The 12705-nt window shown below is 72.1% G+C and carries 16 protein-coding genes and 1 riboswitch; of the genes, 6 read left to right on the top strand and 10 right to left on the bottom strand.

Annotated elements, in window-relative coordinates; translation table 11 throughout:
• Window positions 1–22: 22 nt before the first annotated feature.
• The 7 genes from ACFYW9_RS07730 to ACFYW9_RS07700 form a co-directional block, all read right to left on the bottom strand.
• Window positions 23–781: an urease accessory protein UreD gene (locus ACFYW9_RS07730; protein WP_389146724.1), complete on the bottom strand. Its 759-nt coding sequence runs from the start codon at window positions 779–781 to the stop codon at window positions 23–25.
• On the bottom strand, window positions 778–1455 hold the full coding sequence (ureG, locus tag ACFYW9_RS07725) for an urease accessory protein UreG (protein WP_351865775.1): 678 nt from the start codon (window positions 1453–1455) through the stop codon (window positions 778–780). Before ureG ends, ACFYW9_RS07730 begins: the two co-directional genes overlap by 4 nt.
• A 454-nt stretch (window positions 1456–1909) precedes the next feature.
• Window positions 1910–2584 (bottom strand): urease accessory protein UreF, encoded by a 675-nt coding sequence (locus tag ACFYW9_RS07720; RefSeq protein ID WP_389146107.1) that lies wholly within the window; start codon window positions 2582–2584, stop codon window positions 1910–1912.
• Window positions 2584–4305 (bottom strand): urease subunit alpha, encoded by a 1722-nt coding sequence (locus ACFYW9_RS07715; protein WP_389146104.1) that lies wholly within the window; start codon window positions 4303–4305, stop codon window positions 2584–2586. Before ACFYW9_RS07715 ends, ACFYW9_RS07720 begins: the two co-directional genes overlap by 1 nt.
• Window positions 4298–4609 carry an urease subunit beta gene (locus tag ACFYW9_RS07710; RefSeq protein WP_329298424.1) on the bottom strand — a complete coding sequence of 104 codons (312 nt, stop codon included), beginning with the start codon at window positions 4607–4609 and terminating at the stop codon, window positions 4298–4300. Before ACFYW9_RS07710 ends, ACFYW9_RS07715 begins: the two co-directional genes overlap by 8 nt.
• Before the next feature lie 15 nt (window positions 4610–4624).
• Window positions 4625–4927 (bottom strand): urease subunit gamma, encoded by a 303-nt coding sequence (locus ACFYW9_RS07705; protein ID WP_103550668.1) that lies wholly within the window; start codon window positions 4925–4927, stop codon window positions 4625–4627.
• 433 nt (window positions 4928–5360) lie between these two features.
• Window positions 5361–5639: a type II toxin-antitoxin system Phd/YefM family antitoxin gene (locus ACFYW9_RS07700; RefSeq protein ID WP_351865784.1), complete on the bottom strand. Its 279-nt coding sequence runs from the start codon at window positions 5637–5639 to the stop codon at window positions 5361–5363.
• Window positions 5640–5825: 186 nt separating this feature from the next.
• Here ACFYW9_RS07700 and ACFYW9_RS07695 point away from each other — a divergent pair, with 186 nt between their 5' ends.
• From ACFYW9_RS07695 to ACFYW9_RS07685, 3 genes are all read left to right on the top strand, one after another.
• On the top strand, window positions 5826–6461 hold the full coding sequence (locus tag ACFYW9_RS07695) for an ATP-dependent Clp protease proteolytic subunit (protein ID WP_389146097.1): 636 nt from the start codon (window positions 5826–5828) through the stop codon (window positions 6459–6461).
• 7 nt (window positions 6462–6468) lie between these two features.
• Window positions 6469–6774: a hypothetical protein gene (locus ACFYW9_RS07690; protein ID WP_328454960.1), complete on the top strand. Its 306-nt coding sequence runs from the start codon at window positions 6469–6471 to the stop codon at window positions 6772–6774.
• Window positions 6775–7120: 346 nt separating this feature from the next.
• Window positions 7121–7307: riboswitch (cyclic di-AMP (ydaO/yuaA leader) on the top strand.
• Window positions 7308–7310: 3 nt separating this feature from the next.
• Window positions 7311–7784 (top strand): C40 family peptidase, encoded by a 474-nt coding sequence (locus ACFYW9_RS07685; RefSeq protein ID WP_389146093.1) that lies wholly within the window; start codon window positions 7311–7313, stop codon window positions 7782–7784.
• A gap of 70 nt (window positions 7785–7854) precedes the next feature.
• On the opposite strand, the gene ACFYW9_RS07680 is transcribed toward ACFYW9_RS07685, so the two are convergent.
• Window positions 7855–8496: a LysE family translocator gene (locus ACFYW9_RS07680; protein ID WP_389146090.1), complete on the bottom strand. Its 642-nt coding sequence runs from the start codon at window positions 8494–8496 to the stop codon at window positions 7855–7857.
• A 109-nt stretch (window positions 8497–8605) separates the two neighbouring features.
• Between ACFYW9_RS07680 and ACFYW9_RS07675 the strand changes: the two genes are divergently transcribed.
• Complete coding sequence (locus tag ACFYW9_RS07675; RefSeq protein WP_389146087.1) at window positions 8606–9568, top strand: LysR family transcriptional regulator; 963 nt, start codon at window positions 8606–8608, stop codon at window positions 9566–9568.
• An 84-nt stretch (window positions 9569–9652) separates the two neighbouring features.
• On the opposite strand, the gene ACFYW9_RS07670 is transcribed toward ACFYW9_RS07675, so the two are convergent.
• Window positions 9653–10111 (bottom strand): ATP-binding protein, encoded by a 459-nt coding sequence (locus ACFYW9_RS07670; RefSeq protein ID WP_389146084.1) that lies wholly within the window; start codon window positions 10109–10111, stop codon window positions 9653–9655.
• Between the two features lie 212 nt (window positions 10112–10323).
• Here ACFYW9_RS07670 and ACFYW9_RS07665 point away from each other — a divergent pair, with 212 nt between their 5' ends.
• Window positions 10324–11181: a helix-turn-helix domain-containing protein gene (locus ACFYW9_RS07665; protein WP_389146081.1), complete on the top strand. Its 858-nt coding sequence runs from the start codon at window positions 10324–10326 to the stop codon at window positions 11179–11181.
• 11 nt (window positions 11182–11192) lie between these two features.
• A complete protein-coding gene (locus ACFYW9_RS07660; protein WP_328454948.1) occupies window positions 11193–11417 on the top strand; it encodes a DUF397 domain-containing protein in 225 nt (74 codons plus the stop codon).
• A 75-nt stretch (window positions 11418–11492) separates the two neighbouring features.
• Here the strand turns inward: ACFYW9_RS07660 and ACFYW9_RS07655 are convergent, their stop codons facing one another.
• Window positions 11493–12617 (bottom strand): 8-amino-7-oxononanoate synthase, encoded by a 1125-nt coding sequence (locus ACFYW9_RS07655; RefSeq protein ID WP_389146078.1) that lies wholly within the window; start codon window positions 12615–12617, stop codon window positions 11493–11495.
• Window positions 12618–12705 lie beyond the last annotated feature (88 nt).

Genomic DNA, 12705 nt, shown 5'->3' with positions numbered 1-12705 from the left:
ATCCTCCGCAACACAGTTGACGTCACGTCAGTTCGCACAGCGCTTCGTCCAGCACCCGTCGCAGCAGCAGCGCGTCGGGGGCGAGTGCCGTCACGAGCACGGCGGGTCCGGCGAGCGGGGTGAGCGCGGCGTACTCCCCGAGCGGCCGCGCCGCCGGCGCGGCCCTCTCGAACTCCGGCCGTACGACGACGAGTTGTCCGAGTGCCCGATGCCCGGCGAGGACAGCGGGCCCGTCCCAGCCGCCGGGCGCACCCGGACCGCACGCCACCTCCTGGTCGAGCAGGACCCGTCCGTCGCGTCGCACGGTGAGACGGCTGGTGAGCCGCCCGGGTTCCTCACCGACGCGCCCGAGCACCTGTTCCTCCCGGAAGACGAGCCGGGCGCCGGGTTCGAGGTCGATGCGCGAGGCGACGGAGAGATCGCTGCCGCCCGCGGAGATCAACTGTTCGGGCAGCCAGCACAGTTCACCTCCGTCGGCCACGTTCAGGCGCACGTCGTAGCGGGCCTCCCCTTTGGCCTGGCCGGGCAGCGCGATGGTGGCGGCGGCCGAGCCGACCCGCAGACGCGCGCCCGGACCGACCCGGGCCTCGACGGCGAGGTGATCACCGCCGAGCGGTCCGCTCATCGCCCCGACCAGCATCACGCGCGCCTCGGACCCGCCGCTCCGGATCCGGCGCAGGGCGAGCGGCCCCTCTCCGTCCAGCACCGGCAGCGAGGTCCCGCCCCGGCCGTCGTCCCTGGCCTCGATCCGCGCCGTGGCACGCACTCCCGCCGTCGTCATGCCGTCCACGCCGCGAGTCGTTCCCGCACCCAGCCGGCGACCGCCGTGACGCCGGCCTCGGTCCGCAACGACTGGAAGACCACGGGCAGTCCGTCCCGCTGCGCCTTGGCGTCGGTGGCCATCCGCCCCAGGTCGGAGCCCACGTACGGCGCCAGGTCGGTCTTGTTCACGACGAGCAGGTCGGCCGTCGTGACACCGGGCCCGCCCTTGCGCGGGATGTCGTCCCCGCCCGCGACGTCGATCACGAAGATCTGCGCGTCGACGAGTCCCCTGGAGAAGGTCGCGGTGAGGTTGTCGCCGCCGGACTCCACGAGGATCAGGTCCAGCGGCCCGATCTCGTCCTCCAGGTCCTCCACCGCTTCGAGGTTGGCGGAGATGTCGTCCCGGATGGCGGTGTGCGGGCAGGCGCCCGTCTCGACGGCGGTGATCCTCTCGGGGGGCAGTACCGCCTCCCGCAGCAGGAATTCCGCGTCCTCGCGGGTGTAGATGTCGTTGGTGACGACGGCGAGGGACAGTTCGTCGCGCAGCGCCCGGCAGAGCGCGGCGACGGTCGCGGTCTTCCCGGAGCCGACGGGACCGCCGAGCCCGATGCGCAGGGCACGGCGCCTTCCGTCGGGCCTCCGGGCGTCGGCGCTGAGAGCGGACGGTCCGTGGTGAGGGTGATCGAGATGCACGATACGGCTCCAACTTCGTTCGGCCGGGTGGGGGGAAGGGGGATCGAGTTCGGGTAGCGGGCCGGCAACGGGTGCTCCGAAAGCCAGGAGCCGGGGCGAACGGGCCCCCGGTTACTCAGGTCGCCCGGGTGACCTGGGCAACCCGGGTGCCCGGGTGACCAGGTGACCAGGTGCCCAGGCTGTCCGGGTAACCGGGTAACCAGGCTGTCCGGGTGCCCGGGTAACCGGGTAACCGGGCTGTCCAGGTGCCCAGGCTGTCCGGGTAACCGGGTAACCGGGCTGTCCGGGTGCCCGGGTAACCGGGTAACCGGGTAACCGGGTAACCAGGCTGTCCGGGTGCCCGGGTAACCGGGCTGTCCAGGTGTCCGGGGGGGGCCGGGCTGGCGGCTGGCCGGGGGCCGCCGGGCCACGGCGAGGTCCGCTTGGCTTCCGGCGGTCCGGGAGCGTGCGGCCGTCAGGACGCGAACAACCGCACCGGCCAGGCCGCGTGCGCCTCCGCACCGATCTCCAGCAGCGGTGCGGACGCCGCGGGAAGCGCCTCGACCCCGTCGTCGAGGACCCGCCGCGCCGCACCCGCCGCCGCGTGGGCGACGACGTCCAGTTCCGGCGCGAGCCGGGCCAGCGCGGCCGTCGCGTCGAACGGGTCGAGGCTCAGCAGCCGCACCGTCGCCGACGCCGGCCCGCTGACGCACTCGTACGCGGAGCAGTACGCGGCGTCCTCGGGCCCGAGACCGGCGGCCCGCGCGGCCACGCCCAGCACCACCGGCTGATGCGCCCCCTTGGGGAACTCCCGTGCCAGCGCGTCGAGTTCGGCAGAGGGCCAGGTCGCCCTGGCCGCCCGCGCGAGCTGCCGTCCCAGCCGCCGCGCGGTGACCCGCAGGGCGAGCGAGGGCGTACGGGCGTCGGCGGCCGCGTCCAGGGCCACCGGATCGACCCCGAGTGCGGCCGCCGCGGCCAGCGAGGCCGAGACGAGTCCGCTCGTGTGCAGCCGGCCCCGGCAGAAGTCCTCCAGGTCGGCCGCTCCGGTGATCCGTCCGGCCCTGACCGCGGCCTCGGCCCCGCCGGAGTGCGCGTGCCCTCCGGCGGGGAAGCGGCCGTCGGCCAGGACGAGAAGTGCCGCCCGGGACATCAGAAGAGGAAGTAACGCTGGGCCATGGGCAGTTCGGCGGCGGGAGTCGCCTCGACGAGCTCCCCGTCGATGTGCACGGCGAAGCTGTCGGGGTCGATCCGCACCTCGGGCCGTGCGTCGTTCTCCCGCATGTCGGCCTTGGTCACCGCCCGCGTCGACTCGATGGCGACGAACCGCTTGCCGAGCGAGAGCCGCTCCGGCAGCCCGTCCTCGATGGCCAGCGGTGCCACGAAGTTGAAGGAGTTCGCGGCCGGGGCCCGCCCGATCGCCCCGAACATCGGCCGGGGCAGGACCGGTTGCGGTGTCGGGATGGACGCGTTGGCGTCGCCCATCTGCGCGTACGCGATCATCCCGCCCTTGATGACGAGGTGCGGCTTGACCCCGAAGAACGCGGGCTCCCACAGCACCAGGTCGGCGAGCTTGCCGGTCTCCACCGAGCCGATCTCGCGGGCGAGTCCCTGCGCGAGCGCCGGGTTGATCGTGTATTTGGCGACATAGCGACGTACGCGGTGGTTGTCGGCGCGGCCGTCACCCGGCAGGGGGCCCCGGCGCCGCTTCATCACATGGGCCGTCTGCCAGGTCCGCATGACGACCTCGCCGACGCGGCCCATGGCCTGGGAGTCCGAGGAGATGATCGAGATGGCGCCGAGGTCGTGGAGTATGTCCTCGGCCCCGATGGTCGAGGGCCGGATGCGGGACTCGGCGAAGGCCAGGTCCTCGGGCACCGCCGGGTTCAGGTGGTGGCAGACCATCAGCATGTCGAGGTGTTCCTCGGCGGTGTTGACGGTGTAGGGCCGGGTCGGGTTGGTCGAACTGGGCAGGACGTACGGCTCGGAGACCACGGTCATGATGTCCGGCGCGTGCCCGCCGCCCGCGCCCTCCGTGTGGTACGCGTGGATACCGCGTCCGGCGATGGCGGCGAGGGTGTCGGCGACGAACCCGGACTCATTCAGGGTGTCGGTGTGGATGGCGACCTGGATGCCGGTGCGGTCGGCGACGGTGAGGGCGGCGTCGATCGCGGCGGGCGTCGAGCCCCAGTCCTCGTGGATCTTCAGGCCGAGGGCGCCGCCCCGGATCTGCGAGAGCATCGCCTCGTGCGAGACGGTGTTGCCCTTGCCGAGCAGACCGAAGTTGAGCGGGTACCCCTCCATCGCCTCCAGCATCCGGGCCAGGTGCCAGGGGCCGGGGGTCACGGTGGTCGCCTTGGAGCCCTCGGCGGGCCCCGTGCCGCCGCCGACGAGCGTCGTGATGCCGGAGGCGAGGGCCTCGTCGGCGATCCCCGGACAGATCAGATGGACGTGGGCGTCGATGGCGCCCGCGGTCATGATCCGTCCGTTGCCCGAGATGATCTCGGTCTCGGGGCCGATCACCAGGTCGGGATGGACGCCGTCCATGGTGTCCGGGTTGCCGGCCTTGCCGATGCCGGCGATCCGGCCGTCGCGGATGCCGACGTCCGCCTTGACGATCCCCCAGTGGTCGACGATCACGACGCCGGTGACGACCGTGTCCGGGGTGCCGTCCGCGCGCGTGGCGCGTGCCTGGCCCATGGATTCGCGGATGACCTTGCCCCCGCCGAACACCGCCTCGTCACCGGCGAGTCCGGGCCCGCCGCTTCGGTCCTCCTCGATCTCGATCAGCAGGTCCGTGTCGGCGAGGCGGATACGGTCCCCGGTCGTCGGACCGAACAGATCGGCGTACGCGGCACGCGAGATCTCAGGCATCGAGGGCACCTCCGGTCTCCCCGCGCAGTCCGGGCACCACACGGGCGCCGGCGAGCGGGACGAGTTCGACCTCGACGGGAATCCCGGGCTCGAAGCGCACGGCGGTCCCGGCGGCGACGTTGAGCCGCTTGCCGTGCGCGGCGGCGCGGTCGAAGTCCAGACCGGGATTGGCCTCGGCGAAGTGGTAGTGGGAGCCGACCTGGACGGGGCGGTCGGCGGCGTTGAGAACGGTCAGCCGGGTGGCCTCACGACCCTCGTTGAACACGACGGGTTCGTCGGCGAAGAGGAACTCTCCGGGAATCACGGCGCTCGCCCTCCGTCAGACGATCGGGTCGTGGACGGTGACCAGCTTGGTTCCGTCCGGGAAGGTCGCCTCGACCTGGACGTCGTGGATCATCTCGGGGATGCCCGTCATGACGTCGTCCCGGGTGAGGATCTTGCGCCCGGAGGACATCAGCTCGGCGACGGTACGGCCGTCACGGGCGCCCTCGAGGATGTGCGACGTGATCAGGGCGACGGCCTCGGGGTGATTCAGTCTCAGTCCGCGGGCCCGGCGCTTCTCGGCGACATCGGCCGCCACATGGATCAGCAGCCTCTCCTGCTCGTGCGGGGTCAGTTGCACGGCGTCCCACCTCACATCCTCGCTCCGGACCGTGCGGGGCCCGGTGGCCGTGGCCACCAAAACCCCTGGTGGCGTGGATGCGCACGCTAGTTGGCCGGAGTTTCGAGGACGTTAACCGGCCGGTGATCCCTTTCGGACCGGGCCGGGTGACCCCTTCGGGCCCGCGATGCCGCCCCGCTTGCCCCGTTCCGCCCGACCGGGCCGCGGCGGCACCCCTGGATGCCGTGAGGCCGTCGGGGACAGGACCGTATACGGCGTACCGGGCGACTCGCGGGGAGCCTCCCCGCCGACCGGTGACGGCACGGCCGCGGTCGCGTCGGCGACCCGTGCCCGACAGACGGCGTTCGCCCCGTCACGACGCCCGGCACACTCCTCCACGGGCGGATGTCCGCCGGGGGGCTAGGAAGCGCCTGGGCGGATACCCACCGAAGCGCTAGGAAGCGCTGGGCCCCCGGTGCTCCGCCGCGATGCCGAACCGCTGGCGCTCGCGGGGCGCCGACGCCACCTCCCGGACGCTGGACAGAGAGCTGACCACCTGGCCGTCCGCGGGTTCCGGGAGTTCTTCGAGGCGCTCCAGGTCGGCGGCCGAGACCAGGGCGACGAGCGGCTTGCCGTGCCGCGTCACGACGACGCGCTCGCCGCCGTACACGACGCGGTTGATCAGTTCGGCGAGCTCAGCCCTGGCTTGCGTCACCGGAATCTCGTAGGCCATGACGTCCAGCTTAGACCGGGCCTCCGGCACACCGCGGGGCCCGGGACCCCCCGTCCGGCGGCGTACGGCACCGCTCGGACGGTCCCCGGACAGGGGCAGGGCCGATTTCGCTCTCAGCATGCCCCTCTCCCCCGGAGACGTACGTCCTGTACATTTTTTACAGACGTCGATCTGAGGAGGCGTGCCATGCGCAGCCCGTCCGCCCGCCATGTCCTACCGGAGTTCACCGAACGCACGAGCTCGGGGCACCGGACCCTGGATCCGTACGCGAAGCTGCTCGGCGAGCGGATCGTGTTCCTCGGGACACCGATCGACGACACGTCGGCGAACGACGTGACGGCGCAGTTCATGCACCTCGAACACCAGGCGCCCGAGCAGGACATCTCGCTGTACATCAACTCCCCGGGCGGCTCCTTCGGCGCGATGACCGCGATCTACGACACGATGCGGTTCGTCACCTGCGACGTGGAGACGGTCTGCCTCGGCCAGGCGGCGTCGGCCGCGGCCGTCCTGCTGGCCGGCGGCACCCCGGGCAAGCGGCTCGCCCTGCCGGGAGCGCGCGTCCTCCTGCACCAGCCGTCGGTCCCGGAGCCGGTCCAGGGGCGGACGAGCGACCTCGTCGTCCAGGCCGGGGAGCTGCTGCGCACCCGCGAGATCCTCGAGGACATGCTCGTACGGCACACGGGGCAGAGCCCGGAGCGGGTCGCCGTGGACATCGAGCGGGACAAGATCTTCGACGCTCCGGCGGCGCTGGCCTACAGGCTGATCGACCGGATCGTCCCGAGCCGCAGGACCACGCGCGAGACGCCCGGCGCGAGGTGAGCGGCCGATGATCCCGGACCTCCCCCCGCTGCCCGCGCTGACCCGCGCCGAGGCCGAGCTGATCGACCGCTACCTCGACGTGGTCGACCTGATCGGCCGTATCAACCCGTCCCGTCCCGGAGACACCTATCGCGGCCTGAGGGCGGCTCAGGCACTGGTCGGCAAGGCGGCGGCCCTGCGGGACGCCCTCACGCTGATGCACCAGCGGGGCGAGAGCGAGGTGCACGCCCCGACGCTGGCCCAGGCCCTGCGGGTGCTCGACGGGGAGCGGCGGGCGAACCGGGTCACCGTGCCGCCCGGATCCGGCAGTTGACGGACCCGCACCGGAAGGCCGGTACGCGCCGTGGCCGCCGACGCCCGAACCACGACTCAAACGGACCGGATGGGGTACCCCCCGTTGGCGTATTCGCCCAACCTTTCTACGACCCTTCCGAGTTGCGCAACACGCGGCGTCCGAAGGCCGGATGAGGCCCGTCGTCGCAGGTGCGGGCCCCACCGGTGCCCCCAACACGTGCTCGAACGGAGGGGTGTTCACTCGAACGGCTGAGTGGTGAGTAAGCCCACAAAACACCGGTTCCGCTCGGATTTTCCGACTCTGATGAGTGAAGATCCCTTCCGACGACAAGCCCCCGCCACAGCGGCGGGGCGGTCCGGGCGGACGCCGAGTCCTGCCGCCTCCCGGATGCCCGGTCGACAGAAGTGCATCGGCAGGAGTGGAGGACCCAGCTAGACGGGCCGCCGGAACAGTTCCGGGCGGTCCTTGGGGTGAAGCCGCAGCAGCGGCCGGGCAACTTCGCCAGCCCGAATCCGACAGGTCATCCTTCACAGGCGGCTGACGAAGGGTTGCGCATGACTGCGCTCAATCGTGTCCCGTCGCTGTGGACCCGGGCCGGTACGGCCTCGGCCCTCACCCTTGCCGCGGTGGGCGGCAGCCTCGTGGTGCCCGGCGTCGCGCCGGACGCCGAAGCGGCCACTCTTGCGACGAGGGCACTCCAGGTCGCGGCGTCGAAGCACGGCTCCCCCTACCAGTGGGGCGCCACCGGACCGCACCGCTTCGACTGCTCCGGGCTCACGCTCTACTCGTACAAGAAGGCGGGCAAGAAGCTGCCTCGTACGGCCGCGGCCCAGTACAACAAGACGCACCACGTCTCGGCCTCGCACCGCAAGGCCGGTGACCTGGTGTTCTTCCACTCGGGCCGGAACGTGTACCACGTCGGCATCTACGCCGGTAAGGGAAAGATCTGGCACTCCCCGAAGACCGGGGAAGTGGTGAAGCTGCAGAAGATCTGGACGAGAAGCGTCTGGTACGGCAGGGTCGGCTGACCTTTCGCCCGGGGCGGCGGCACGCGCCGCCGCCCCGGAGCGGGCCCTCCACGGGCCGCCCGACGCCCTCTCAGCTCCTCAGCGGCTCCAGCACCAGGACGACGCCCAGAACGGTGAGAGCGCCGCCGGTGGCCCCCGCCACGGCGCGCGCGGCACGCGGCGCGCGCAGCCACCGTCCGAGCCGGTCGACCAGGAGCGCGACCGCCGGGAACCACACCAGGGCCAGGACGACCACGATCAGCGCGAGCAGCAGCGTCCGCGGCACCACCGCGCTGCCCGCGGGCACGAACTGCGGCAGCAGGCTCAGGAAGGTGACGGGCGCCTTCGGGTTGAGCACGTTGGTGACGAACCCCTGCCGCAGCGGACGCGGGCCCGCGCCCTCGGTCACCGCCCCTTCGCCCGCCGATCCGTCGGCCGCAGCGCCTCGCGGACGGTACAGCGAGTGGAGCGTGCGCAGACCCAGGTACAGCACATAGCCGCCGCCGAGCAGCTGGAGCGTCCGGAACAGCGTGGGCACGGCGGTGAGGACCGCGGCGACCCCGGCCACGGCGAGCGCGGTGTGGACGAGCAGGCCGCCCGCGATGCCGAGGGCGCAGGCGACTCCGGCACGGCGCGAGACGAGGGCGTTGCGTACGACGACGGTGAAGTCCGCGCCCGGCATGGCGACCATCCCCGCGGCGACGCCCGTGAAGGCGATGAGCTGTGCGTCCATGCGTCCATGCTGCCCGGAGCGGGCCTTCAGCAGGTATGTCGAATATCCTGGGCGAGCCTTAAGCAATCGTTTAGACCGGGCGGGGTGCCACCGGTCCCGGGAGGCCGCCATGTACGACCCGACACGGCTGGCGGCGCTGGTGGCGGTCGCCGAGGCGGGGTCGATCACCCGGGCCGCCGAGCGCCTCGGATACACCCCGCCGGCGCTGTCCCAGCAGGTGGCGAAGCTGGAGCGGGAGGCGGGGGCGACGCTGCTGGTGCGCTCCCATCGCGGGACGCGGCTCACCGACGCGGGTGAACTGCTGGTCGTACGGGCCCGCCGGGTCCTCGACGAGATGGAGCTGGCCCGGCACGAACTGGCCGGTCTGACGGGGCTGTCGGGCGGCACACTTCGGCTCGGCACCTTCCAGACGGCGGGAACCCATCTGCTCCCGCCGGTACTCAGCGCCTTCCGCCGGGCCCACCCGGACGTGGCGCTCGCGGTCGCCGACTACGAGCCCCCGCTCGGGATCGCGGCGGTCGCGGCCGGCGAGGTGGACCTGGCTCTCACGCACACCTACCGGCCCGCCGCGCCGGTGCCGGTTCCGTCGTCCGTGGGCGTCGAGCCGCTCCTCGTCGAGGAGTTGGTGCTGGTGACCGCTCCCGGTCACCTCCTCGCGGACGGTACGGAACGGCTGCCGCTCACCGAGCTCGCCGGGCAGCCGCTGATCAGCATGGCCCCGCACCACCCTCCCCGGCAGGGCGTGGAGGCCGCGCTCGCCCGGGCGGGGGCCACACCGGCGGTGCTCGTCGAGACACCGGTGTACGCCCTGGTGTGCGCGCTGGTCAGTGCCGGGCTCGGGGTCGCGGTCGTGCCCGAGATGGTGGCGGCGACCGCGGCGACGCCGGTGAGCGCCCGGCTGCTGGAGCCGGGAGACCTGCGCCGCACGATCTCGGTCGCCCACCGGGCGGATGTCACGGTCCCCGCGGCCGACGCGTTCCGCGCCCTGCTGCGCGGGGCGTTCGGGCGAGCCGGACGGCACCGGCTCTCCGGCCGTCCGGAGAACCAGGGGCGTCGCGACGGCATCCTCTAGTCCGCCTCCCGGTACGACTCCGCCAGGCCTGCCTCGCTCCCGGGGGTCCGGGGTCCCGCTGGGGTCTGTCGTTCGGATCAGGACCTAGGGCTCTTCCGGACACCCCGCCGGCACCGGCTGGACGGGGACCGTCCACGGGAGTTCGATGGAGACCGTCTTGCCGCCCTCCCGGGTCGGCACGACGGTGAGCCCGCCGCCGCACTCGGCGGCCAGCCAGCGGATGATCACCATGCCGCGGCCGTTGTCCTGCTGGACGGCCGCGGGGAGCCGCTTCGGAAAGCGCGGATGACTGTCGGTGACACCGATACGCAGACGCTCCTCCCGGTCGAGACGCACGCCGACCGTGAAGGTGGGTGACTGCCCGAACGTGTGCTGGACGGCGTTGGTGGCCAGTTCGGACACGATCAGACGGACGGTCTCGGCGACTTCGCAGTCGCCCGGCAGGCCCCATTCGGACAGCACTTCGGCGACGAATTTACGGGCCACGGAAACCGAGACCGGTTCGCTCGGCAGGGTGACGGATGCTTCCTGATGGTCTGCCATGGCGACGTTCGTCCCTTTCCCACGGGACCGGAGCCCGACACCGAGCGGATGGTTCGAGTACGGTCCCGGACTGGTGCTTGCGCCAGACTGCCATTACCGGGCCGGTCGCGGGTGCGATCCACCGACTAATGCATATATCTGTCGCTCGATGCGGTGAACTCTGCGTCGGCAGAGCATATTCGGGCGACTTGGAAGGAGTAAGGAGAACAGTCATGCAGCACGGTCCCGCGGTGCGCCGCCGCAAGCTCGGTGCCGAACTGCGCGCGCTCCGCGCGGGTACGGGCCTCACGAGTGGTGAGGCGGCCCGCCTGCTCGGCTGGCACCAGTCGAAGGTGAGCCGCATCGAAACCGGCACCAGCGGGGTGAAACCGGCCGATGTGGAGCGCCTGTTGCGCGCGTACGGCGTAGATGATCCCGAACTGCGTGAACTTCTCGTCGTGTTGGCCGGATCCGAGGGCAACGGGCGCCACCACTGGTGGCACGCGTACCGCGGCGTGCTTCCGCCCGCCTACCGCGACTTCATCAGCCTGGAGTCGGGCGCCAGCGCCATGCGCACCCTGGAGACCTCTGTCGTACCCGGGCTGCTGCAGACGCCGGAGTACGCCCGCGCGGTCACGCGGGCCGCCGTGGACGGTCTGGAGGAGAGCAAGCTCGACGCCCTGGTCGAGGTGCGCCTGGCCCGGCAGGACGTCCTGCGGTCGAACCCGCCGCTGGAGCTGTCCGCCGTCCTGGACGAGGCGGTGCTGCGGCGGGAGGTCGGCGGCCCCGACGTCATGGCGAGCCAGCTGCAGCGGCTGCGGGAGGCCGCCGTCCTGCCCCAAGTGCGGCTTCAGGTACTGCCGTTCGCCGCCGGGGCACACATCGGAGTTACCGGGCCTTTCGTTATTTTCTCATTTCCGAACACAACCGATCTGGATGTGGTTGTTCTCGACCACTTGACGAGTAGCCTCTATCTCGAACGGAAAGAAGACCTCCAGGCCTACACCGAGGCCTTCAACACCCTTCAGTTCCACGCCCTTTCGCCCGAGGACTCGTTGGACTACATCGCCGTGATAGGTGACGGCGCGTAAGGAGGCACGTCATGTCAGCAATGCCTCGGTACGTACCTTCCAGCACTTCACTGCACCCTGTGCGATGGCTGCGCAGCAGCCGCAGTACCGGGATGAACAACTGCGTCGAGACAGCACGCCCGACCACCGGACCCTGGTCCGGAATGGTCGCGGTGCGCGATTCCAAGAACACGGCGGGACCCGCCCTGCTGTTCACCCCGGACGTCTGGGAGGGGTTCATCACCGGGCTGGACTGACCCCGCACGGTTCACCGCTCCGACAGATCACCGGCCGGCCGCTCCGGCGGATCACCAGCCGATCGCTCCACCGGTTCACCGGTTCCGGCTGATCACGTCCACCGCGTGCTCGATCTGCTCCTCGGTGAGGTCCGCGCGGGCCGTCAGCCGCAGCCGCGAAACGCCGTCGGGCACCGACGGGGGACGGAAACAGCCGACGGCGAGGCCCGCCTCGCGGCAGTCGGCCGCCCATCGCACCGCCCGTTCGGGGGACGGTGCCCGCACGGAGACGACCGCGGCGTCCGGTCGCACCGCGGAGAGGCCCTCCGCCGTCAGCCGCGTGTGCAATGCCCTGGCCACCTCGCGCGCCCGCGCCGCCCGCTCCGGTTCGCGGCGCAGCAGCCGCAGCGCCGCCAGTGCCGCGCCCGCCGCCGCGGGCGCCAGGCCCGTGTCGAAGATGAAGGTGCGCGCCGCGTTGATCAGATGGTCGATGACGGCCGCCGGGCCCAGGACGGCGCCGCCCTGGCTCCCGAGCGACTTGGAGAGCGTGACGGTCACGACGACGTCCGGGTCCCCCGCGAGCCCCGCGGCATGCGGAGCGCCCCTGCCGCCGCGGCCCAGGACACCGAGCCCGTGCGCGTCGTCGACGATGAGTCCGGCGCCGTACTCCCGGCAGGCCAGGGCGAGTTCGGCGAGCGGGGCCGCGTCGCCGTCCACCGAGAAGACCGTGTCGGAGACCGTGACCGCGGGTCCGTCGTGGGTACCGAGCGCCTTGCGCACGGCGTCGGGGTCCACGTGGGAGACCACCTGTGTGGTGCCGCGGGCGAGCCGGCAGCCGTCGATCAGGGAGGCGTGGTTGCCGGCGTCGGAGACGACCAGCGAGCCGTGCGGCGCGAGCGCGGTGACGGCGGCGAGGTTGGCCGCGTAGCCCGAGGACAGGACGAGCGCGGACTCGAAGCCGCAGAAGTCGGCCAGTTCGCGTTCCAGCTCGCCGTGGAGTTCGGTGGTGCCGGTGACGAGCCGGGAGCCCGTCGCGCCGCCGCCCCACCGGCGCGCGGCCGCGGCCGCGCCCTCGGTGACCTCCGGGTGGCGGGCGAGTCCGAGGTAGTCGTTGCTCGCGAGGTCGAGGAGCGGCGAGTCCGCGGGACGCGCACGCAGCGTTCGTACGAGTCCGGCCCTGCGGCGCGCCTCGGCCTGCTCGTCGATCCAGCCGAACGCCATGTGTCCTCCGGGTCTCGCCGCATGCGCGGTGGCGGTGATTTGTAGGCAGTGCACAGACCCTAGCGGTCGCTCCGCGGGCCCATGATGT

This window comes from Streptomyces sp. NPDC002698, from assembly GCF_042888945.1.
GTDB lineage: Bacteria > Actinomycetota > Actinomycetes > Streptomycetales > Streptomycetaceae > Streptomyces.
The sequence above is the reverse complement of the archived record's forward strand: the minus strand, read 5'-3'. Positions and strand labels throughout refer to the sequence as shown.

Bases quoted from the DNA above. Each gene is read 5' to 3' on its own strand.
- ACFYW9_RS07680 (WP_389146090.1), bottom strand. From the start codon at position 8,496: ATGGACGCACAGCTCATCGCCTTCACGGGCGTCGCCGCGGGGATGGTC.
- ACFYW9_RS07665 (WP_389146081.1), top strand. From the start codon at position 10,324: ATGCAGCACGGTCCCGCGGTGCGCCGCCGCAAGCTCGGTGCCGAACTG.
- ACFYW9_RS07700 (WP_351865784.1), bottom strand. From the start codon at position 5,639: ATGGCCTACGAGATTCCGGTGACGCAAGCCAGGGCTGAGCTCGCCGAA.
- ACFYW9_RS07695 (WP_389146097.1), top strand. From the start codon at position 5,826: ATGCGCAGCCCGTCCGCCCGCCATGTCCTACCGGAGTTCACCGAACGC.
- ACFYW9_RS07730 (WP_389146724.1), bottom strand. From the start codon at position 781: ATGACGACGGCGGGAGTGCGTGCCACGGCGCGGATCGAGGCCAGGGAC.
- ACFYW9_RS07670 (WP_389146084.1), bottom strand. From the start codon at position 10,111: ATGGCAGACCATCAGGAAGCATCCGTCACCCTGCCGAGCGAACCGGTC.
- ACFYW9_RS07660 (WP_328454948.1), top strand. From the start codon at position 11,193: ATGTCAGCAATGCCTCGGTACGTACCTTCCAGCACTTCACTGCACCCT.
- ACFYW9_RS07690 (WP_328454960.1), top strand. From the start codon at position 6,469: ATGATCCCGGACCTCCCCCCGCTGCCCGCGCTGACCCGCGCCGAGGCC.
- ACFYW9_RS07675 (WP_389146087.1), top strand. From the start codon at position 8,606: ATGTACGACCCGACACGGCTGGCGGCGCTGGTGGCGGTCGCCGAGGCG.
- ACFYW9_RS07715 (WP_389146104.1), bottom strand. From the start codon at position 4,305: ATGCCTGAGATCTCGCGTGCCGCGTACGCCGATCTGTTCGGTCCGACG.
- ACFYW9_RS07655 (WP_389146078.1), bottom strand. From the start codon at position 12,617: ATGGCGTTCGGCTGGATCGACGAGCAGGCCGAGGCGCGCCGCAGGGCC.
- ACFYW9_RS07720 (WP_389146107.1), bottom strand. From the start codon at position 2,584: ATGTCCCGGGCGGCACTTCTCGTCCTGGCCGACGGCCGCTTCCCCGCC.
- ACFYW9_RS07685 (WP_389146093.1), top strand. From the start codon at position 7,311: ATGACTGCGCTCAATCGTGTCCCGTCGCTGTGGACCCGGGCCGGTACG.